The 21,363-nt window shown below is 65.3% G+C and carries 15 protein-coding genes; 11 read left to right on the forward strand and 4 right to left on the reverse strand.

Annotated elements, in window-relative coordinates; all coding sequences use genetic code 11:
- Positions 1–6 precede the first annotated feature (6 nt).
- The 5 genes from cysK (at position 7) to malG (ending at position 7,296) form a co-directional block, all read left to right on the forward strand.
- Positions 7–978, forward strand: a complete 972-nt coding sequence (cysK, locus tag HUS66_RS08345; protein WP_175070458.1) for a cysteine synthase A — start codon at positions 7–9, stop codon at positions 976–978.
- A 55-nt stretch (positions 979–1,033) separates the two neighbouring features.
- Complete coding sequence (gene rmuC / locus HUS66_RS08350; RefSeq protein WP_254628751.1) at positions 1,034–3,025, forward strand: DNA recombination protein RmuC; 1,992 nt, start codon at positions 1,034–1,036, stop codon at positions 3,023–3,025.
- Between the two features lie 519 nt (positions 3,026–3,544).
- On the forward strand, positions 3,545–4,741 hold the full coding sequence (gene malE, locus HUS66_RS08355; protein WP_175070459.1) for a maltose/maltodextrin ABC transporter substrate-binding protein MalE: 1,197 nt from the start codon (positions 3,545–3,547) through the stop codon (positions 4,739–4,741).
- A 75-nt stretch (positions 4,742–4,816) separates the two neighbouring features.
- Positions 4,817–6,391, forward strand: a complete 1,575-nt coding sequence (gene malF / locus HUS66_RS08360; RefSeq protein ID WP_175070460.1) for a maltose ABC transporter permease MalF — start codon at positions 4,817–4,819, stop codon at positions 6,389–6,391.
- A 14-nt stretch (positions 6,392–6,405) separates the two neighbouring features.
- Positions 6,406–7,296 (forward strand): maltose ABC transporter permease MalG, encoded by an 891-nt coding sequence (gene malG, locus HUS66_RS08365; protein WP_175070461.1) that lies wholly within the window; start codon positions 6,406–6,408, stop codon positions 7,294–7,296.
- Positions 7,297–7,580: 284 nt separating this feature from the next.
- On the opposite strand, the gene ugpC is transcribed toward malG, so the two are convergent.
- From ugpC to malT, 3 genes are all read right to left on the reverse strand, one after another.
- Positions 7,581–8,696, reverse strand: coding sequence for a sn-glycerol-3-phosphate ABC transporter ATP-binding protein UgpC (gene ugpC, locus HUS66_RS08370; protein ID WP_175070462.1), 1,116 nt, complete (start codon positions 8,694–8,696; stop codon positions 7,581–7,583).
- On the reverse strand, positions 8,684–10,357 hold the full coding sequence (locus tag HUS66_RS08375) for an alpha-glucosidase (RefSeq protein WP_175070463.1): 1,674 nt from the start codon (positions 10,355–10,357) through the stop codon (positions 8,684–8,686). The genes ugpC and HUS66_RS08375 overlap by 13 nt, the downstream gene beginning before the upstream one ends.
- A 146-nt stretch (positions 10,358–10,503) precedes the next feature.
- Entirely contained in the window at positions 10,504–13,230 is a 2,727-nt protein-coding gene (gene malT, locus HUS66_RS08380) for an HTH-type transcriptional regulator MalT (RefSeq protein ID WP_175070464.1), read from the reverse strand.
- A 135-nt stretch (positions 13,231–13,365) separates the two neighbouring features.
- Between malT and HUS66_RS08385 the strand changes: the two genes are divergently transcribed.
- Complete coding sequence (locus HUS66_RS08385; RefSeq protein WP_175070465.1) at positions 13,366–14,943, forward strand: glycoside hydrolase family 32 protein; 1,578 nt, start codon at positions 13,366–13,368, stop codon at positions 14,941–14,943.
- A 36-nt stretch (positions 14,944–14,979) separates the two neighbouring features.
- Here the strand turns inward: HUS66_RS08385 and HUS66_RS08390 are convergent, their stop codons facing one another.
- Positions 14,980–16,008 carry a LacI family DNA-binding transcriptional regulator gene (locus tag HUS66_RS08390; protein ID WP_175070466.1) on the reverse strand — a complete coding sequence of 343 codons (1,029 nt, stop codon included), beginning with the start codon at positions 16,006–16,008 and terminating at the stop codon, positions 14,980–14,982.
- Between the two features lie 349 nt (positions 16,009–16,357).
- Between HUS66_RS08390 and ltnD the strand changes: the two genes are divergently transcribed.
- From ltnD to denD, 5 genes are all read left to right on the forward strand, one after another.
- The gene (gene ltnD / locus HUS66_RS08395; RefSeq protein WP_282848471.1) at positions 16,358–17,311 is read left to right on the forward strand and encodes an L-threonate dehydrogenase; all 954 of its coding nucleotides are present in this window, start codon (positions 16,358–16,360) and stop codon (positions 17,309–17,311) included.
- Positions 17,308–18,666 carry a 3-oxo-tetronate kinase gene (gene otnK, locus HUS66_RS08400; protein WP_175070467.1) on the forward strand — a complete coding sequence of 453 codons (1,359 nt, stop codon included), beginning with the start codon at positions 17,308–17,310 and terminating at the stop codon, positions 18,664–18,666. The genes ltnD and otnK overlap by 4 nt, the downstream gene beginning before the upstream one ends.
- Positions 18,663–19,310 (forward strand): 3-oxo-tetronate 4-phosphate decarboxylase, encoded by a 648-nt coding sequence (otnC, locus tag HUS66_RS08405; RefSeq protein WP_175070468.1) that lies wholly within the window; start codon positions 18,663–18,665, stop codon positions 19,308–19,310. The genes otnK and otnC overlap by 4 nt, the downstream gene beginning before the upstream one ends.
- 83 nt (positions 19,311–19,393) lie before the next feature.
- Positions 19,394–20,188, forward strand: a complete 795-nt coding sequence (gene otnI, locus HUS66_RS08410; RefSeq protein ID WP_175070469.1) for a 2-oxo-tetronate isomerase — start codon at positions 19,394–19,396, stop codon at positions 20,186–20,188.
- 170 nt (positions 20,189–20,358) lie between these two features.
- The gene (denD, locus tag HUS66_RS08415; protein WP_175070470.1) at positions 20,359–21,321 is read left to right on the forward strand and encodes a D-erythronate dehydrogenase; all 963 of its coding nucleotides are present in this window, start codon (positions 20,359–20,361) and stop codon (positions 21,319–21,321) included.
- Positions 21,322–21,363 lie beyond the last annotated feature (42 nt).

The raw sequence follows: 21,363 nt of genomic DNA on the forward strand, positions 1-21,363 counted from the left end.
ATATTCATGGCCAAGATCCACAACGACAACTCGCTGTCTATCGGTAATACCCCGCTGGTGCGTCTTAACCGAGTGAACGCAGGCGCGACCATCTGGGCCAAGATCGAGGGCCGTAACCCGGCCTATTCAGTGAAGTGTCGGGTGGGGGCGGCCATGATCTGGGATGCCGAAGAACGCGGCCTGCTCACACCGGATATGACCATTATCGAGCCGACCAGCGGCAATACCGGTATCGCGCTTGCCTTCGCCGCTGCCGCTCGCGGCTACAAGGTGATGCTGACCATGCCGGCGTCGATGAGCCTTGAGCGGCGCCAGGTGCTCAAGGCGCTGGGCGCCGAACTGGTGCTGACCGAGCCCGCCAAGGGCATGCCGGGGGCCATCGCCAGGGCCGAGGAAATCGCCGCGTCCGAACCGGCGCGCTATTTCATGCCCCAGCAGTTCAATAACCCGGCCAACCCGCGCATCCACGAGACCACCACCGGCCCCGAGATCTGGAACGACACCGACGGCGCGGTGGACGTATTCGTCGCTGGGGTCGGTACCGGCGGGACCCTGACCGGCGTCTCGCGCTATATCAAAAAGACCCAGGGCAAGGCGATTCATAGCGTGGCCGTCGAGCCCACTGATTCGCCTATCATCAGCCAGACCCTGGCCGGTGAGCCGCTGGCCCCCGCGCCACACAAGATTCAGGGCATCGGCGCTGGCTTCGTGCCCCAAAACCTCGACCTCGAGATGATCGACCAGGTCGAGCAGGTCAGCAACGAAGACGCGATGGCCATGGCGCACCGGCTGATGCTGGAAGAAGGCATTCTCTGCGGCACTTCCTGCGGGGCCGCCGTGGCCGCTGCCGTGCGCATCGGCCAGCAGCCCGAACATCACGGCAAGAATATCGTCGTGGTGTTGCCCGACAGCGCCGAGCGTTACCTGAGTTCCGCGCTCTTTGCCGATCGCTTCAGCGAGCAGGAAACGGTGCAGTAAGGCCGGTTGGTCTCAGCACACGTCATCGGCCGCGCCGAAACACAAGGACAGACGCATGATGCTTGATCCCATAATGATGGCCGCGCTGGCGGCCGTGTCGGCCTTCGTGTTGGGGGCGCTGGTGACCTCTTTGCTGGCCCGTCGACGGCGTCATGAGGCGCTCAAAAAGGCCCAGGCCGAGGCAGCAGCGCAGGCTGAGTCGCTGCGCGAGGCCTTGGCTCGTCAGACCGAGACGCTGGAAGCGCGCGATGCGATGCTTGCCGAGCGTGAGAAGGCGCTGGCCGAGAAAACCGATGCGCTCTCCCAGGCCGAGCTTGCCAAGGCGCGCCTGGAGACCGAGCTTTCAAGCCTGCGAGAGGGGCTCACCGCCCGTGAGCACGACGTCGAACGGCTGACCGATGCGCTTAGCGAGGCTCGCGAGCGGGCTCAGGCGCTAGGCGAGGAGAAGGCGACGCTGACCGAGTCGCTGGCGCGGTTACGGGAGCATCAGACGGCGCTGTCGGACGGTTTCCATGAGCGCTTGGCCGAGCGTGAGCAGCGCCTCGAGCGGGTCGAGTCTCAACGCGTCAAGCTCGAGCAGGCGCTCGAAGATAGCCAGGAGAAAGTCGCCGACCTGCGCGAGAACCTTCGTTCGGCAAGCACACAGCGCGACGAGAAACAGGCGGCACTGGTCAATTACCAGGCCTGGTGGGAGCGCGAGAAGGCCGCTCGCGAGACGCTGGCCGAAGAGCTTGCCAACCTGAAGACGACCCATGGCGAGCTGACCAGCACGCTCTCCCAGAAGCAGCAGCACTTCGACGAGCAGCTCACGCTGGTCAAGGAAAGTCGCGATCAGCTCAAGCAGGAGTTCGAGAACCTTGCCAACGAGATCCTCGAGCGTAAGGGCAAGGCTTTCTCGGATATGTCACAGCAGCGACTGACCGGCCTGCTACAGCCGATTCAGAGTGAGATGAAGGGCTTTCGCGAGAAGGTGGAGTCGATCCATCAGCAGGAGAGCGAGCAGCGCGTGCAGCTGCGCACCGAGCTCAAGCACTTGCAGAGCCTGAACCAGGCGATCACCGATCAGGCCGACAAGCTGACCAACGCCCTGCAGGGCCAGAAGAAAATCCAGGGCAACTGGGGCGAGCTGATGCTCGAGAACGTGCTGGATGGTGCCGGCCTGCGCCGCGGCAAGGACTACGATCGCGAGGTCAGCTTCACCACCGAGGATGGGCGTCGCCGGCCGGATGCCATCGTCTACCTGCCCCAGCAAAAGCATCTGGTCATCGACGCCAAGACCTCCCTCGCCGCCTATACCCGTTATGTGAACGGCGACAGCGATGGCGAGAGATATCAGGCACTTGCCGAGCACTGCAAGGCAGTGGGTGATCGCATTACCGAGCTTTCCGACCGCCACTACTACGATCTGCCGGGGCTCAACTCGCCGGAAGTGGTGGTGATGTTCATTCCCGTCGAGTCCGCCTACGTCGAGGCGCTCAAGCACGACGAGAGCCTCTATCAGCGGGCCATCGAGAACAACGTGCTGGTGGCCACCCCGACCACGCTGCTGACCAGCCTCAATATCGTGCGTCAGCTGTGGCGCTTCGAGGATCAGAGTCGGCATTCGGCCGAGCTTGCCAGCCGCGCCGAGAAGTTCTATGACAAGCTGCGTGTGTTCCTCAACAGCATGGAAGACGTCGGTAAGAAGCTCGACGGCGCCCGCCTGAGCTTTGATCGCGCCATGAACCAGTTGAGCGCCGGCAAGGGTAACCTGATCAAGCAGACCAACGAGTTTCGTGAGCTCGGCGTGGCGGTGAAGAAGGAACTGCCGCGGGAGCTTACCGAGCGGGCGCGACTGGAGCTGGAGCCTGGTGGTATGGATGGCGGCGAGAGGACAAGCGAAGGTGATGGCAACGACACCGGCGCGCTCGATGATACGGCGTCTGCTGACGCCACGCCCGACGCCACGCCAGACGCTTGGCAGGCGAACGATGAGCAGGCCGACACCGCCACCGGTGATACCCCGTCATGGGCGACACTGACTAGCGAGGCCGAAGAGCGCAGCTGACGAGCGATCGGCATCAGGCTGATATCTCGCCATCACGTCTCTGCCATGGAGCAGGCGGGAAGCTGTTTTCCCGACACGATCTGCCTGCGCCTGGCTGATAGAGGATGACTCCCATGGTGTTCAGCCGACGCGGCCTTTTCGGAGCTGCCTAACACATCCCCAGCAATCCGGCGGTCAGTGAGCCGTTTAGTGGCATTATCGCCAAGCACTCGCTGATTGCCGCCATCCCTCAGGAGGCCACCGTGGCCGGGAGCCTCCAGCGGTCCCCTGAGCGACGATATCGTCCCCCGCCGCGTCGCTCGCGATCGACGTCTCCCCGCCCCGATCAAGGGGCCCCGATCTTTGACTTTCCTCCTACGCCCTGACCTTACGCCACCACCTCCTCACGACGGGAGGAGGCAGGACGGCGAGCAATTGGCGACCCTTGACGTGGTGAGAGCCCGCCGCCTGCCGGGATGGGCCTTGCCCTTGAGACACGTCATCGATACGCGTCACCTCACAACAACTAGAGGGCTCGATATGACACCACGCCATGCTTTCCTGACTTCGCTGTTGGCCGCCGGCCTTAGCGCCGCCGCTACCTTGCCGGCCATGGCCTTCGAGGACGACACCCTTACCGTCTGGATCGGCGACAACAAGGGCCCTCAGGGGATCCGTGAAGTAGCCAAGCGATTCACGGCCGACACCGGTATCGTCATCGACATCGTCCATCCCGACGATATGACCAACCGCTTCCAGCAGGCCGCCGGCAGCGGCCAGGGACCGGACATCGTGATCTTCGCCCACGACCGCATGGGAGAATGGGCCCAGAGCGGGCTGCTCAAGTCCATTGCGCCCTCCGAGACCTACCGCGATCGCTACTTCGACTTCACCTGGGACGCCGTCGAGTGGAACGGCGCGACCTATGGCTATCCTATCTCGGTGGAGTCGCTGGGCCTGATCTACAACAAGGACCTGGTGGAGACGCCCCCCGAAAGCTTCGCCGAGCTTGCCAGCCTCGATGCCGAGCTAACCAAGGAAGGCAAGAAAGCGATTCTCTTCAACTACGGTGAGCCCTACTTCAGTTGGCCACTGCTGGCCGCCAATGGCGGCTATGCGTTCCAGCATACCGACAGCGGCTACGACACCAGCGACATCGGCGTCAACAATGCCGGCGCGGTGGCGGGAGCCGAGCGTCTGCGTGAATTGATCGACAGTGGCGTGTTGCCCGAGGGCACCGACTACAGCGTAACGGATACCCGCTTCAATCGGGGCGAGGTGGCCGCCATGATCAGTGGCCCCTGGGCCTGGAGCAACCTGGAGAAGAGTGGCATCGACTTCGGCGTGGCGCTGCTGCCCAGGGTCGGTGATGAGCGGGCCAAGCCGATGTTCGGGGTGATGGCGGCGATGATCAACTCGGCCTCGCCCAACGACTTCCTGGCCACCGAGTTCCTCGAGAACTATCTGCTCGAAGAGCAAGGACTGCGTACCTTCAACAGCGATGGGTCGCTGGGCGCCGTGGCCCATAAGGCCTATCAGCAGGACCTGGAATCCGATCCGCGGATCGCCGCTACCCTGGCCAACGCCGAGCTAGGCTCGCCGATGCCCAACATCCCCGAGATGGGGGCCTTCTGGTCGGCCATGGAACCGGCGCTGCAGAACATCGGCAGCGGCCGCCAATCACCACAGGCGGCGCTGGATGCCGCCGCGGAGCGCATCCGCACCGCTATCGAGTGACGCTTTCCTTCTCGTGTCCATGCCCCCGGCCGGCCGTGAACCCGCGTCAGGCCGGGACAGACCGCAGGTGACCCCATGTTTGTGACCAACGCCTCGCGCGGCTTACCGCGCCATCGATCCCGCGCCCCCGCCGAGCGCTACCGCCGTTGGGCGATGCGCGCCCTGACGGCACTGCTGGTGCTCGGCACGCTATGGCTGGTGGTGGCCTTCCAGCTGCGCGGCCAGTGGATGTTCTCGCTGCTGTTCCTGGTGCTGGGCGCCAGCCTGGCGATCGTGTTCGGCAAGCGCCAGCTGATGAGCCACCGCTATATCTTTCCGGCGCTGGCTGGGATGGGGGTGTTCGTCATCTTCCCCCTGATCTATACCATCGGCATCAGCTTCAGCAACTACAGCTCGAGTAATCTGCTCAGCGAGGAACGGGTACGTGCCCAGTTCCTCGGCCAGACCTACCAGGCCGAGGGCCAGGCCTTCGACTTTCGGCTGGTCCGTGACGGCAATCGGACGCGCCTCTACCTGGAGGCCGAGGCCTCAGGAGTGGCGGGGGAGGCCAGGCAACTGGTATCCCGGCCGCTGGCACAGGCCGTGGAAGGGCAACCCCTAGCGGTCGAGCCGACCCAGGCAACCCCCTCCGGCGAGGTGCTGGGCATCCGCGAGGTGATCGCCAATCGTGAGCTCCTTGAGGCCCTGAGCCTGGTGATGCCGGATGGCACCGAACTCCAGATGGCGGGGCTACGCAGCTTCGCGCCGATACTGCCGCGCTTCGAAGCGAACCCCGATGGCAGCCTGACCGACCTGCGCGACGGTACCACCCTGACGCCTAACCAAGAGACTGGCTTTTTCGTCACCGAGCAAGGTGAGCGGCTTACCCCAGGCTGGCCGGTCGCGGTCGGGCTGGACAACTACACCAAGATCTTCACCGATCCGGACATCCGCGGGCCCTTCCTGCAGATCTTCGTCTGGACCTTCGTGTTCGCCGGGCTGACGGTGGTCTTCACCCTGGCGGTGGGCTTCACCTTGGCCGCGCTGTTGCAGTGGGACCAGCTCAAGGGCAAAGCTGTCTACCGCACCCTGCTGATCCTGCCCTATGCGGTGCCGGCCTTCATCTCGATCCTGATCTTCAAAGGCATGTTCAACCAGAACCACGGTGAGATAAATCTGATCCTCGAAAACCTCTTCGGCATCAGCCCCGACTGGTTCACCGACCCGGCGATGGCGCGCACCATGTTGTTGATCGTCAACACCTGGCTCGGCTACCCCTACATGCTGCTGCTATGCATGGGGCTGATTCAGTCGGTCCCCAACGATCTCTACGAAGCCTCGGCGGTAGACGGCGGCGGGCCGCTGACCAATATGTGGCGCATCACCCTGCCGCTGATCCTGAAGCCGTTGACGCCGCTGCTGATCGCCGCCTTCGCCTTCAACTTCAACAACTTCGTGCTGATCGCCCTGCTCACCGGCGGTAAGCCGGACATCCTCGGTGCCAGTACCCCGGCGGGCACCACCGACCTGCTGGTCAGCTACACCTATCGCATCGCCTTCCAGGATGCCGGCCAGAACTTCGGCCTGGCGGCTGCCATCGCCACGCTGATCTTCCTGCTGGTGGTGGGGCTGTCGTGGCTCAATCTGCGCCTGTCCAAGGTCAAGGTCTAAGGAGAAGTCGTCTCATGGCCATGGTTCAACCCCGTTCGATCCGTACCCGCAAGCTGGGCGCACACCTGGCGCTACTGGGGTTCGTCAGCCTGGTGGTGTTCCCGCTGCTGCTGGTGATCTCGATCTCCTTCCGCGAGGGCAACTTCGCCACCGGCAGCCTGATCCCTGAACGCTTCTCGCTGGAGCACTGGGCACTGGCCTTCGGCATCCCCTGGGAGCGCGCCGATGGCACCGTCGTCCAGCCGCCGTTCCCGGTGCTGCTGTGGTTGTGGAATTCGATCAAGGTGGCGTTGGCGTCTTCGCTGATGATACTCGCCCTCTCCACCACCAGCGCTTATGCCTTCGCGCGCATGCGCTTCGCCGGCAAGGCGCCGATCCTCAAGGGCATGCTGATCTTCCAGATGTTCCCCGCGGTGCTCTCGCTGGTGGCGCTCTATGCATTGTTTGATCGCCTCGGCCAGTTGGTGCCCTGGCTGGGGCTCAACACTCACGGCGCGCTGATTCTGGCGTCGCTGGGCGCGGTGGCGCTGCATATCTGGACCATCAAGGGCTATTTCGAGTCCATCGACGGCTCCCTGGAGGAGGCGGCGATGGTCGACGGCGCCAGTACCTGGCAGGCCTTCTATCATATTCTGCTGCCGCTCTCGGTGCCGATCCTGATGGTGGTGTTCATCCTCGCCTTCATCATGTCGATCATGGAATATCCCATGGCCTCGGTGCTGCTGCTCGACGAGGACAAGCTGACACTCGCCGTCGGCGCCCAGCAGTATCTCGCCGAACATAATCCGCGCTGGGGTGACTTCGCCGCTGCGGCGGTGCTCTCTGGGCTACCCATTACCCTAGCCTTCCTGCTATGCCAGCGCTGGATCGCCGGCGGGCTCACTGCCGGTGGGGTAAAGGGCTAAGCCCCTGATTTCCTCGTCCCGACAGGGACCCCCCTTTCCCCGGCCTTCGCCGGGGTTTTTTATGTCGTGGTCGAAGCCATGGCAGGTTGTGGGGGGGCGACTTCCGGAAGCATGTCGTCCCGCTGGCGCCGGCGTCGAGGGGGCGATGAGCGTGGCTATCCCGTGTCAGGGCCGCGCTCCCTGCGAGAGAGTGGTTTTCCTCCAGGCCAATCACGGCGATATGGCAACGACAACGCCCCGGGCGCGAGGCGCACCGGGGCGTGGCAGAGCAGGGAGAGCGTCGTTCAGTGGGCGATGCCGGGGATCTCCACCTGACGCGGGCAGGCCTGGCCGTCGGGACCAAACAGGTGGCAGTGGGCACCGTCCAGGCCTAGCTCGATGCCCTGTTGCTCCTCTAGCTGGGCCAGGCCGTCTAGGCGCTGTGTCACGGTGCCCTCGGCGCCCTCGACCTGCAGGTGGGCGAGGGTCTCATAGCCTAGCTTCTCGGCCACCATCAGCTTGGCCTCGAGGGTCGCCTCGCCCTGGTCGGGGGCGACGAAGTCCTCGGCGCGAATCCCCAGAGTGGCGGTATCGCCCGCCTTGAGGCGTCGCCCGTCCACCGCCACGGCCAGCGTCTCGCCGGAGGGCAGGCGCACGCCGGTGCGCTGCGGGCCCGGGTCGACCACCGTCACCGGCAGGGTGTTGATGCGCGGCGAGCCGATGAACTCAGCCACCTCCAGCGACTGCGGGAAGTGGTAGAGCGACAACGGGGCGCCGACCTGGGCGATGCTGCCGCTCGACAGCAGCACGATGCGGTCGGCGAGCGTCATGGCCTCGACCTGGTCGTGGGTGACGTAGATCATGGTGGCGCCGAGGCGCTTGTGAAGCTCGGCGATCCGCACCCGCATCTCGACCCTTAGCGAGGCATCGAGGTTGGAGAGCGGCTCGTCGAACAGGAACACTGCCGGCTCCTTGACCAGGGTGCGGCCGATCGCCACCCGCTGGCGCTGGCCGCCGGAGAGGTCCTTGGGCTTGCGCTCGAGCAGCTCGGTGAGCTGCAGGATCTCGGCGGCGTGTTCGACCCGGCGGCGAATCTCGGCCTTGTCGGTGCGCGCCAGCTTGAGGCCGAAGGCCATGTTCTCGGCCACCGTCATATGCGGGTAGAGCGCATAGGACTGGAAGACCATGCCGATGTCGCGCTCCTGGGGCGGGATCTCGTTGATCCGCTCGCCGTCCAGTCGCATCTCGCCGCGGCTGATGTCCTCGAGCCCGGCGACCATGCGCAGCAGGGTCGACTTGCCGCAGCCCGAGGGGCCGACGAAGACCACGAATTCGCCGTCGTGGATGGTCAGGTCGATATCGCGCGAGATCTCGACGCCGTCATAGTCCTTGCCGATGCTTTCGAGTGTCAGATGTCCCATGAGGTTTCCTCGGAATCGGTGATGCAGCGAGCGATGGCGATGCCATAGGCGGGCAGTGTGAGCCCGCCATCCCGCCAACTGCCGTTGACCATCGCCGGTGCATCGTCGAGGGCCTGGGCATCCTTAGGCGCATCAAGCTCGCGGGGTTCACCGGCGAAGTTCAGCGCCACCAGCAGGCGCTCGCCCGCGTACTCACGCTCGAGGCATAGCACCTCGTCACGCACCGGTTGGTAGCAGACCGCGCCCTTGATCAGCGCCGGCCGGGTACGGCGGAAGGCCAGGAAGGCCCGGTAGGCGTTGAGCAGCGAGTCTGGGTCCAGGTCCTGCTGGTCCACGGCCAGGCCTAGGTGGGCGTCGGGCACCGGCAGCCAGGGCGTGGCCCGGGAGAAGCCGCCGTGGTGGGCATCGGCCCGCCACGGCATGGGCGTGCGGCAGCCGTCGCGGCCCTTGTAGCTTGGCCAGAAGGTGATGCCGGCCGGGTCGACCAGTTGCTCGAAGCTCAGCTCGGCCTCGGGCAGGCCCAGTTCCTCGCCCTGGTAGAGGCAGATGCTGCCGCGCTGGGTGAGCAGGAAGGCCAGGTAGAGGCGGAGCCTAGCGCTATCGTCTTCGGCGCCCCAGCGGGTGGCCAGGCGGGTGACGTCGTGGTTGCCCAGCGCCCAGCACGGCCAACCGTCGCCGATGCGCGCCTCCATGGCGGCGAGCGTCTCACGCAGGAATTCCGGGTCATGCCGTTCGCCGAGCAGGTCGAAGGAGTAGGCCATGTGCAGACGATTACCGCCCTGGGTGTACGCGGCCATCACGCCCAGGGAGTCGTCGTCGCCGACCTCGCCGACGCTGGTGGTGCCGGGGTATTCGTCGAGCAGCGCCCGAAGCCGCTCGAGGAAGGCCAGGTTTTCGGGCTGGGTCTTGTCGTAGAGGTGCTGCTGATAGCCGTATGGATTGTCCGGCCGCACGCCGATGAAGCCTGCGGCGATCCCCTCCCGGGGGGGGTTGTCCTTGAGCTCGCCGTGGGTACAGAAGTTCACCGCATCCAGCCGGAAGCCGTCGACGCCGCGCTCCAGCCAGAAGCGCACCTCGCCCAGAATGGCCTCGACCACCTCGGGCGTCTGGAAGTTGAGGTCAGGCTGTTCGACCAGGAAGTTGTGCAGGTAGTACTGGCAGCGGCGGGTGTCCCACTGCCAGGCGGAGCCGCCGAAGATCGCCTGCCAGTTGGTGGGCGGCGCACCGTCGGGCCGGGGGTCGGCCCACACGTACCAGTCGGCCTTGGGGTTGTCGCGGCTCTGTCGGCTTTCCTGGAACCAGGCATGCTGGTCGGAAGTGTGGGAGAGCACTTGGTCGATGGTGACCCGGAGACCGCGGGCATGGGCGGCCTCGACCAGGCGGTCGAAGTCCTCGAGGGTGCCGAACATGGGATCGACGCCCCGGTAGTCACTGACGTCGTAGCCGAAGTCCTTCATCGGCGAGGTGAAGAAGGGCGACAGCCAGATGGCGTCGACATTCAGCGAGGCAATGTAGTCGAGCCTGTCGATCACGCCCTGCAGATCGCCGATGCCGTCGCCATTGGTATCCAGGAAGCTGCGCGGATAGATCTGGTAGATCACCGCGCCGCGCCACCAGTCGGCGCCCTCGCGGCCGAGGTACTGAGAGGTATCTGTGATCATGAGCCGGGTCCTCGTTGTGGATGGGCGTCGGTGCTGGGCCGCGCCCACGGGAAAGAGTGTCGGGCTCATGGTGGCGGGAGTGCCGAGGAGATAGATCCTCCCGTCGGGGACGAGACAGGCGTAGGCAGGGGGAGGAGGTGGAGCGACTACTCCCCCTGGATGCGGCCCAGTAGGTCGCCGGCCAGGGCGATGGCCTCTTCCCGGCGGCGGATGTTCTGTTTCTGGTAGAGGCTGCGGATGTGCGTCTTGATGGTGGTCGGCGCCACCGAGAGCTGTTCGGCGATCTGCTCGTTGGACAACCCGGCGTGGATCAGGCCGAGAATCTGCCACTCGCGGCGGGTCAGCGGCGAGGTGCGGATCAGTTCGGGGACGTCGGGACGCGTGACGATGTCGGCGATCACGGTGTCGTCGAGCATCAGGCGCACGGCGCGGCCGAAGTCGCGCTGGCGGCCGGCCAGCATTATCAGTCGCTTGGCTCGCTCGCGCGCCAAGCCATCGAGTTCATGAGTCTCGAGCAGGGCCGTAAGCATGTCGTGAAGAGGCTTGCCCAGCCGCAGAAAACTCCCGGTCAAGGCCGTGCGCGTAGCTAGGTCGAGTGCCTTTGACATATGCCTCAGTGCCGCATCGCGGTGGTCGCATTGCCATTCCAGCGCCGCCAGACAAAGTTGGTTGCGATTGGCATCGGTTATCAGGCCGAAGTGTTGGGTCTGTTCTTCTAGGGCTTCCAGCAGGGGGCGGGCCTCCTCCGGCCGGTCGAGTAGCATCAGGGCGCGGGCGTGATTGCGTACGTTAGCCTGGGCGAAATGGTTGCTGGCGGTGTCGAGTTCGGCCGCCGGCGCCTCCTGCAGCCAGCGGGTCACGGCATCGCGATCGTCGTTGGCCTGCCACCAGGCCAGCAGGATGGCATGAGCATTGGCACGCCAGTCGATGTGATAGTCGCCCTCGGCCAGTATCTTGCGCAGGCGGCGGATGTGGTCGGTGCAATGGGCCTGGTCACCACGGGCCAGGGCGACCTTGGCTAGACCGACGTGACACTGCAGGGTCCAGGCCTCGCCCTGACTGTCAAGTACGGCAATGCCTTTGAGTGCCGCCTGCTCGGCCTCGTCCAGGCGGTGCCATTCCCACAGCAGCTGACTGCGGATGCGGTACAGGAACTCGGCCACCGGCAGACGGTCGAGGCCGCAGTGCTCGATGTGCGCGAAGGCACGTTCCTGGATATCGAACGCCGCCTGCAGGCGGCCCTGTGCCACCAGGGTCTCCGAGTGGTGGCACAGCGTCCAGAGGATCAATTGGTCGTCGCCGAGGTGTCTGGCTTGTTGCTCCACCGCCTGGATCCGGGCCAGCGATTCCTCCAGCTGGCCCTGAACGAAACGCGCTTCACAGTAGATGGCGCCGGCCGAGACCGGAGTGGCATCCAGATAGTGTGCGGGCAGCGTTAGCGCCTGCTGGGCCAGCGGGGCGGCCCGCTCGGCGTCGCCCTGGTTGATCGCCAACTGCGCGCGAAGCGTGGCGAACTCGGCGGCCAGCGCTTGCCAGTCCGGTTCATCGAGTTGTGCCTCGATCCAGCCGATGGTCCGCTCGGTGCGGTCGAACTGGTACTGGGCATGCGTGACCCAGCCATAGATCAGGGTCAGCCGAGGTGAGGCGCTGAGCCGGGCTTCGCCGAGGGTTTCCATGGCCCGCGCCAGCAGGGCGAAGTGGCCGTTGGCTAGCAGGTGCGGGCCGTGGTGTTCGATCAGCGTCGCTAGAGCCGCCGGCTGGTCGGCATTGATGGCCTGGGCAAGCGCCAGGTCGGGCTTCCCCAGCGCCAGCCATGCGGCGCTGGCTCGGCGGTGCAGCTGGTGTTGGGAGTCAAGGCTCATTTCATGTCGACGATGGCACAGGTACTGGGCGAACAAGGGATGAAAGCGCCACCATTGATCGTCGGGGGACAAGCGGTAGAGAAACAGGCCCGCCCGGTCCAGGGCTTCCAAGCGTTGGGTGATCCGGTCACCTTCCAGCAAGCGTGCCACCAGCTGAGGCGAGAAGCGTTCCAGTACCCCGAGCTGCAGCAGCAACTGGCGGTCGTCGTCATCGGCACGCCCACTCAGTAGGTCGTCAAACCAGGCCACGAAGTCCGGGTGCGCGCCGCTCATGCGATCGAGCAGGGCATCGAAGCCGGCTCGCGTGGTGGTGCGCTCGACCAGCCAGTTGAGGGCCATGATCCAGCCTTCAGTCAGGCGCAAGGCGCGCTCCAGGCTGACTCGGCTAGGAGGGAAGATAAGCTGCTCGGCGCACAGCGTTTGGGCTTCTTCATGGTCGAAGGCCAGCGCCTCGACGCCGACTTCCTCTAGCTCGCCGCGCAGGCGAAGCGCCGGCAGGCCAAGGGACGGCCAGGTGCGCGAGACCAGCGTCAGGGTCAGCCAGGGGGGCTGGTGGCGAAGCCAATGCATTAGGCCGGCCAGGATCTCGGGGTTGGTGATATGCTCGAACTCGTCAATCACCAGTCGGCAGGGCTTGGCCTCGCCGGGCAGCTGTGACAGCCAGGTTTCGACGGTATCCTCCAGGGAGACATCAGGATATTCAGTCGAGTCGCCGCTGGACGGGGGCGAGCACTGGAGATGCTCCCGGAACAGGGTGCCGAGGGCAGCCTCGAAGTAGCGAATGAAGCGCAGTGGGACATTGTCCTGAGGATCGAGCCGCAGCCAGGATGCCGCTTGTTCTAGAGCCGGCAAGCGCTCGGCGAGCAGCGTGGTCTTGCCGTAGCCGGGGGGAGCATGAATCACCAGCACGCGGATGCGCTCGTCGAGCACGAAGTGATCGTTGAGGCGCTCTCGAGCGACTGTGGTGGGCGGCAACAGTGGCGGAGCGAGCTTGTCTGGCATCAGTCGCATATCACACCGGAATAGGGGCTTAATCGTTATAGATTTCCTCTAGTATGCCCAACCGGTGAGCCCTACGGGACTCTGTTCGACCAAGGTGTTAGGGTCGTCGCTCTGTTCCGACGCCACCATCGCCGCGAGCCTGACATGACCGATGCTATCGCCCCTACGCCGGCATATCGTCCGCTATTGCACTTCACGCCGCCCAAGGGCTGGATGAATGATCCCAACGGGCTGGTGCATCACGCGGGGCAGTACCATCTCTTCTACCAGTATTATCCGCATGACACCGCCTGGGGGCCGATGCACTGGGGACATGCCAGCAGCGGCGACCTGGTGCACTGGACCCATCGGCCGGTGGCGCTCACGCCCGATGAACACGGCATGTGCTTTTCGGGCAGTGCGGTAGTCGATTGGCAGCATGCCTTCGTGCCGGAATGCGAGATCACCACGGCACCGCGCAAGGCCGAGTGCGGCACGCTGCGTGCGGACATGCTCACGCCCCTGGTGGCCTTCTTTACCCGCCACGTGCCGGGCGGCTCCCCCGAGCGAGACCATCAGTCCCAAGCGATGGCAGCCAGCCGCGATGGCGGGCGTAGCTGGCAGGCGCGTGATGCGGCGATCCTCGACAACCCGGGGCTTCAGGACTTTCGCGATCCCAAGGTGTTCTGGCATGCCGAAAGCGCGCACTGGGTGATGATCCTCACCGAGGGGCAAACGCTCGGCATCTATCGCACCCAGGGAGGCGCTGACTGGGAGAAGGTTTCCACCTTTGGTGCCGGTTATGGCGCTCACGACGATCTGGCCTGGGAATGCCCCGACCTCTTCCCGCTGCCGGTAGAAGGCCGAGTCGGCACCGATCAGCAGGGGGGTGACGGCACGGATCTCGACGCGGGCGCCGATAGCTTTGAGGAGCGCTGGGTGTTGATGGTCGGCGTGCAGCGCTGTGGCCCTGCTGGTGGCTCCGGCACCCAGGTGTTCATCGGTGACTTCGACGGCATTCGCTTCAAGCCTGATCAGGCCCCAGAGACGGTAACCTGGTTCGATCACGGCGCCGACTGCTACGCCGCCCAGAGCTGGTCGGATCATCCCGGTGAGCGCCTGGTGATCGGCTGGATGAGCAACTGGCTATACGCGCATCAGACGCCGACCGGTGACTGGCGCGGCGCGATGACGATTCCCCGAGCGCTGAGCCTTGCTCGTGATGAGCAAGGCGAGGGTCATGTGCTGCGCCAGGCGATTCCGGATCGGGTTCGCGATAGCGCCCTGGCCCTCGATGCGATTATGGTACCGCGCCAGCCGGCGACCGGCAGCGTCCTGGAGCTTGGCGAGGCCGAGGCCGCCTTGGCCGAATTCCGGCTCGATCTCGTACCGGGCGCCACGGTGGTGCTTCGCCCCTTCGGCGACGACAGCCTGGTCTATCGGCTGGAATACATGGACGCCGGCCTCGATGTGACCGTTGAACGTATCGCGCCGTCTGACCCGGACGCGAGTCAAGCGGCCGCACTGAGTGAGCACTTCCCGCACTGCACCCACTACCATTTGGCCGCCGGGCCGCGCATCGCCTGTCAGCTGTTGCGCGATCGCTGCTCGGCGGAGCTGTTTATCGATGACGGGAGGCTGGTGATCACCGAGCTTGCTTTTCCAACCGCGCCGCTGCCGATGACGCTGAGCGTCGAGCAGGGTGAGGTCGGCCTCGGCGCCGTCAGCGGTCGGCACTGGTAGGCAGCCCTGACCGTGCGACCATGCCTGGGCAGGGCGTCAGGTGCTTTCACCGACCAGCAGCTCGAAGCCTACGTCGTGCTGTTCAGGAGTGCGAGCAGCGCCCTCGAGCCTGGCGATCACCCGGCGGGCGGCCTCGCGGCCGATGGTTTCTCGCGGTGAGCGGATGGTGGTCAGGCGGGGGGTGATGCGCTGACCGATCGGCAGGCCGTTGAAGCCGGCGATGGCGATCTCTTCGGGCACCCGGATGCCCTGACGCTGGGCGTGCAGGATGGCACCGGTGGCCAGATCATCATTGGCGAAGTGGATCGCCGTGGCCTCCGGATGATGGGCGAGCACCTCTTCCAGCGCCTGGGCGCCGGTCTCGAACTGGCCGAGATGCTCCAGATCCAGCAGCGGTGCCGATAGATCTTGTTCTTCCAGCACCTCGCGGTGCCCCGCAAAACGCAGGCCGGCACGATAGTCGCGTTCCAGCTGGGCGGCCACATAGACGATCCGGCGATGGCCGCGCCCGAGCAGGTGTCTCGCCATGCAGCGCCCGGCTTCGGCATGATCGAGCCCAATGTTCAGGTCCCGCGCTTCGCCAAGCTCCATGATCTCGGCAATCGGGTGCTCCCAGTGCTCGAGCACGCGCTGGCAGGCCTCGTTATGACGCAGGCCGGTCACTACCAGCGCCGAGGAAGACCAGCCGAGGAAGGTACGCACCAGCTCGCATTCCCGGTCCAGGTCGTAGTCGGTGTTGCCGAGCAGGATCTGGTAGCCGTGGCGCTCGAACTCCGCCTGCAGGCCGGCGATTACCTCGACGAAGACGATATTGGCAAGCGACGGCACGATCACCGCGATGAAGCGCGAATTGGCCGAGGCCAGGCTGCCGGCCAGCATGTTGCGCACATAGCCCACCTTGTCGATGGCTGCCTCGACGGTGGCCCGCGTCGCGGGACGCACCGCCTGCGGCGAGTTGAGCACCCTTGAGACGGTGATGGCTGAGACGCCGGCCTCCCGCGCCACGTCAGCGAGTGTCGGCTGCATGACACTCTTGCGATTGCGCCGCTGTTTGTCGCCCGCCATGGGCTTTCCCTCCTGTGGTCGGTCCCTGACTGCTTGCTGATTGTCCGACGGCGCCTTTCCTGATCGTTCGCCCCTCGCTGTTCTTATCGGCCGCTGTGCGTTTTCCGGGCGGATTTTAGCCTTCGGTCCGGCCTCGGGCGAGGGCAACGATCTAAGGCGAGGCGTGTGATTAGACATTGGTCTCGCTTTGTGCGCTGTGTCTTGCTCTGACCAGAATCCTACTCTAAGAATGAATGGTAGCGCTAACATCGGCGCATCGCCAGAGCCATGCAGCGGCCATTCTTGCCCCTCTTAGGGCCCGCCAGACGAGCGCCATATTCGCTCATGATCATTCAGCTAGGAGTCTTCCGTGTCCCCACAAAACGCCTCATCCATCGGTGTCGTCGGCCTTGGTGCCATGGGTCTCGGCTCGGCCACGGCCATGCTCGAAGCCGGTCTGCCGGTCATTGGCTGCGATATTTCGGCCAAGGCCCGCGAGACCTTCGAGGCAAGGGGTGGGCGCTGCGTGTCCACTCCCGCCGAACTTGCCGCCGAGTGCCGTGTGGTAGTGCTGGTGGTGGTCAATGCGGAGCAGGTCGAGAGTGTGCTCTTCGATGCCCCGGCTTCGGGTGAGGCGGCTCTGGCCGCGAGTCTGGCGCCGGGCAGCCTGGTGATGCAGTGCGCCACGGTGGCCCCTAGCTATGCCACGGCGCTCGGCGAACGGCTGGCGGCGTTGAACCTCGAGATGCTCGACGCGCCGATCAGCGGTGGCGCCGCCAAGGCACGCAGCGGCGATTTATCGGTGATGGCCTCCGGTGCCGAGACCGCCTACGCCAAGGGGCAGGCGGCACTCGATGCCATGGCGGCCAAGGTTTATCGCCTCGGTGATGCGCCGGGCCCAGGCTCCAGCGTCAAACTGGTTAACCAGCATCTGGCCGGGGTGCATATCGCTGCGGCCGCCGAGGCACTGGCGCTGGGCATCCGCATGGGGATCGACCCCGAGGTGCTGTATGAGGTGATCACCCACTCGGCGGGTAACTCCTGGATGTTCGAGAACCGCGTGCCGCACATCCTCAAGGGCGATTACACCCCGCTCTCGGCGGTGGATATCTTCGTCAAGGATTTGAACATCGTGCACCAGACCGGCCGCGAGCTGCGCTTCTCGATGCCGGTGGCGGGCAGCGCCCTGCAACAGTTCACCGCCGCCAGCGGTGCGGGCTTCGGCCGCGAGGATGACTCGGCGGTGATCAAGGTCTATCAGCGTCTGTCTGGCATCGACCTGCCGGCCGCCAACGACGGCAATGCAGGGGAGGGGCTGTCATGAGCCGTGAGCAAGCCTCCAAGATCGTGCTCGGTGCCATCGCCGATGATTTCACCGGCGCCACGGACCTTGCCAACAACCTGGTGCGCTCGGGCATGCGCACCCTGCAGGTCATCGGCGTGCCGAGTGCTGATGTGGCGCTGGACGATATCGATGCGGTGGTGGTGGCCCTGAAGTCCCGCTCCTGCCCGGCGGCGGAAGCCATCCGCGACTCCCTGGCGGCCCTCGACTGGCTTCAGGCCCAGGGCGCCCGTCAGATCTTCTTCAAGTACTGCTCGACCTTCGATTCCACCGATGACGGCAATATCGGCCCGGTGGCCGATGCCTTGCTGGAGAGGCTGGGTGCCGCTCAGCCAGATGCGCTGAAAAGTCAGCAGACGGTGATGGTGCCGGCTTTCCCGCTCAATGGCCGTACCGTCTATCAGGGCCACCTCTTCGTCGGCGACCGCTTGCTCAATGACAGCGGCATGCAGCATCACCCCTTGAACCCAATGCGTGACGCCGACCTGGTACGGGTGCTCGCCCGTCAGACATCGCAGCGGGTGGGCCTGCTCAACCGGGCGATTCTTGCCAAGGGGGCGCCAGCGGCCGGCGCCCATCTCGCCGAGCTGCAGCAGGCCGGGGTTCGCCATGTGATTTGCGACACCCTGGATGAGGGCGATCTTGAGGTGATCGCCGCGGCCGTCGTCGAGATGCCGCTGGTCACCGGTGGCTCCGGCCTCGGTCAGGCGCTGCCGGAGCAGTATCGCCAGAAAGCGTGGCTGGCCCCGGTCGAAAATGCCGGGCGATTGGCGCCGGCCAGCGGAGCGGCCCTGGTGCTCTCCGGCAGTTGCTCGCGAGCGACGCTAGGTCAGGTCGAGCACTTTCTCGGCCGTCATGAAGGCTTGGCGCTGGACCCGTTGGCGCTGGCCGAGAGCGATGCGCCGATCGAAGACGCGCTTGAATTCGCCCGGACTCGGCTATTCGGCGCTGCCACAGGCCCGGTGCTGATCTATGCTTCGGCGGCGCCGCAGGCAGTGGAAGCCGCCCAGGCGACGCTGGGGGCGGCTCGGGCCGGCGAGCTGGTCGAGCGGGCGCTGGCGACCATCGCCCAGACGCTGGTCGCCGAGGGCGTGGGGCAGTTGCTGGTCGCCGGTGGTGAGACCTCCGGGGCGGTGGTGTCGGCGCTGGGCGTTGGCGAGCTGCGCATCGGCGAGCAGATCGATCCTGGCGTGCCCTGGACCCAGACACAGCTTGCTGGTCGCGAAGCGCCGCTGTCGCTGGCGCTCAAGTCCGGCAATTTCGGCGGCGTCGACTTCTTCACTCGCGCCTTCGACGTCCTGTCCGAGCAGTCGAGTGCGGCAGAGGAGGGCGCATGAGCACCCGAGACGATAACCGCTTGCGCGAGCAGATCGCCGTCTACGGCAAGTCGCTGTTCGACCGCGGCCTGACCATGGGATCCAGCGGCAATATCAGCGTGCGCCTCGACGATGGTGGCTGGCTGATGACGCCCACCAATGCCTGTCTGGGGCGGCTCGATCCGGCGCGTATCTCGCGGCTCGACCGCGATGGTCGCCACCTTGACGGCGCCAAGCCGACCAAGGAAAGCGTGCTGCACATGGCGATGTACGGCGAGCGGCCTCAGTCCGAGGCCATCGTGCACCTGCACTCGACTCATTCGGTGGCGGTCTCCTGCCTACCCGAGGTGGATCCTTGCGACTGCATCCCACCGCTGACCGCCTACTACGTGATGCGGGTCGGCCGGCTGCCCCTGGTGCCCTATCACATGCCGGGTGACCCGGCGCTGGGCGATGCGGTGAAGGGGCTCGCCGGCAAGCACAGCGCCGTGCTGCTGGCCAATCACGGCCCGGTGGTGGCCGGCAAGTCACTGGAAGCCGCGGTCTATGCGACCGAGGAGCTCGAAGAGACCGCCAAGCTCTATCTGCTGCTGCGTGGCCAGAACCCTCGCGGTCTGAACGAGGAGCAGGTGGCGGAACTAGAGGCGCGGTTTCCCCGCGATTGACACAGAGCACGATGCGCCGCCGCTTGCGGTGGACGCAACGATCGAGATAACGACGAGATAACAACGAGACAACAGGAATCGACATGATCCGACTGGCCGCCAATCTCAGCATGCTGTTCCCGGAACAGGCCTTCATGGAGCGCTTCTCGGCCGCCGCCGCGGCGGGCTTTCAAGGCGTCGAATATCTCTTTCCCTATGCCTTCGAGGCCCGGGAACTGCGCTCGGCGCTGGATGACAACGCCCTGAGCCAGGTGCTGTTCAATCTGCCGCCGGGAGACTGGGACGCCGGCGAGCGGGGGTTGGCGAGCCTGCCCGGCCGTGAGGCTGAATTCCGCGATAGCGTCGTTGAGGGCATTCGCTATGCACAGGCGCTGGACTGTCCGCGGCTGCACGCCATGGCGGGCTTGTTGCCCGAGGGCGCCGATGCGGCGATCCGAGAGGCGCACCTTGCGACCTACATCGAGAATCTACGCTTCGCGGCCGGAGAACTCGAGAAGGTCGGCAAGACCCTGCTGATCGAGCCGATCAACGGCCGCGACATGCCGGGCTTCTTCCTGCAGCGCCAGGGGCAGGCCCGCGAGGTGCTCGAACGGGTCGGTGCCGACAATCTCAAGGTGCAGTTCGATCTCTATCACTGCCAGATCGTCGAGGGGGACCTGATCCGCAACATGGAAGCGCAGTTCCCCCACATCGGCCACGTGCAGCTCGCCGGAGTCCCGGAGCGCCATGAGCCGGATCTGGGTGAGGTGAATTACCCGGCGGTGCTCGCTCACCTCGATGCCTTGGGCTATCAGGGCTGGGTGGGCTGCGAATATCGGCCGGCCGGCGATACCCGCTCGGGGCTGGCCTGGGGCCGTGATTATGGCCTGCGTGGCTGAGTTCGCCGGAAAAGCGCTGAGCCAAGCGGTATCGCCTCAAGCAGCTGTGCTTAAACAACCATGCTTTAAACAGCCAAGCTTTAAACAACGACGCACCTGATTCGTACCACGACAATCCACACAACGACCATTCACATAACAACCATTCACATAACAACCAGGTAGCTGCCATGCACGTTCTGATCACCGGTGCCGCCGGTTTCCTCGGCCAACGCCTCGTTCACGCTCTTGCCGCCTGCCGCGAGCTGGACGGTCAGCCGCTCACGCGCCTGACCCTGGTCGACCAGGTGGAGGCGTCCGTGCCCGAGATCGCAGGCGTCGAGTGCGTCGCTCGGGCCATCGACATCGCCGCGCCCGGTGCTTTGGACGCAAGCCTCGACGAGCACCCGGAGGTCATCTTCCACCTCGCCGCGGTGGTCAGTTCGGCCGCCGAGGCCGATCTGGATCTGGGCATTACCGTCAACTTCGAGGCCACTCGGGCGCTGCTCGAGGGCTGCCGAGCCCGCAAGCTCTCGACCACTCGCTTGATCATGGCCAGTTCGGTGGCGGTCTATGGCGGCGACCTGCCGGATGTCGTCGAGGACATGACCGCGCTGACGCCGCAAAGCTCCTATGGCACCCAGAAGGCCATGTGCGAGCTGTTGATCACCGACTATAGCCGCCGTGGCTTGATCGATGGACGGGTGCTGCGTCTGCCGACCATCGTCATCCGCCCGGGGCGGCCCAATGCCGCAGCCTCGAGCTTCGCCTCCAGCATCCTGCGCGAGCCGCTCAACGGCGAGGATGCCGTCTGCCCGGTGCCTACCGATCTCGAGCTATTCGTGATGTCGCCGCGCCGGGTCACTGAGGCGCTGATTCACGGTGCCGAGGTGACCGGCGAGGCCTTCGGCCCCTCCCGAGCACTGATGCTGCCGGGCATCACGGTGAGCGTCGCCGAGATGCTCGAGGCGCTGCGCGAGATCGGGGGCGAAGAGGCCCTGGCCCGGGTCCGCCATGAGCCTGATCCGCGCATCGAGGCCATCGTCGCCAGCTGGCCATCTCGCTTCATCAATGCACGCGCCCGGGAGCTCGGCTTCCAGGGCGATGCCAACCTTCGCGACATTGTCGAGAGTTATCTCGGCGAGCGTGACTGAGTCCTCGATCCCGTCGAGGAACACCCCAGCGTGTCTCTGCAA

Origin of the sequence: Onishia taeanensis (assembly GCF_013349955.1) — a bacterium.
Lineage (GTDB): Bacteria > Pseudomonadota > Gammaproteobacteria > Pseudomonadales > Halomonadaceae > Onishia > Onishia taeanensis_B.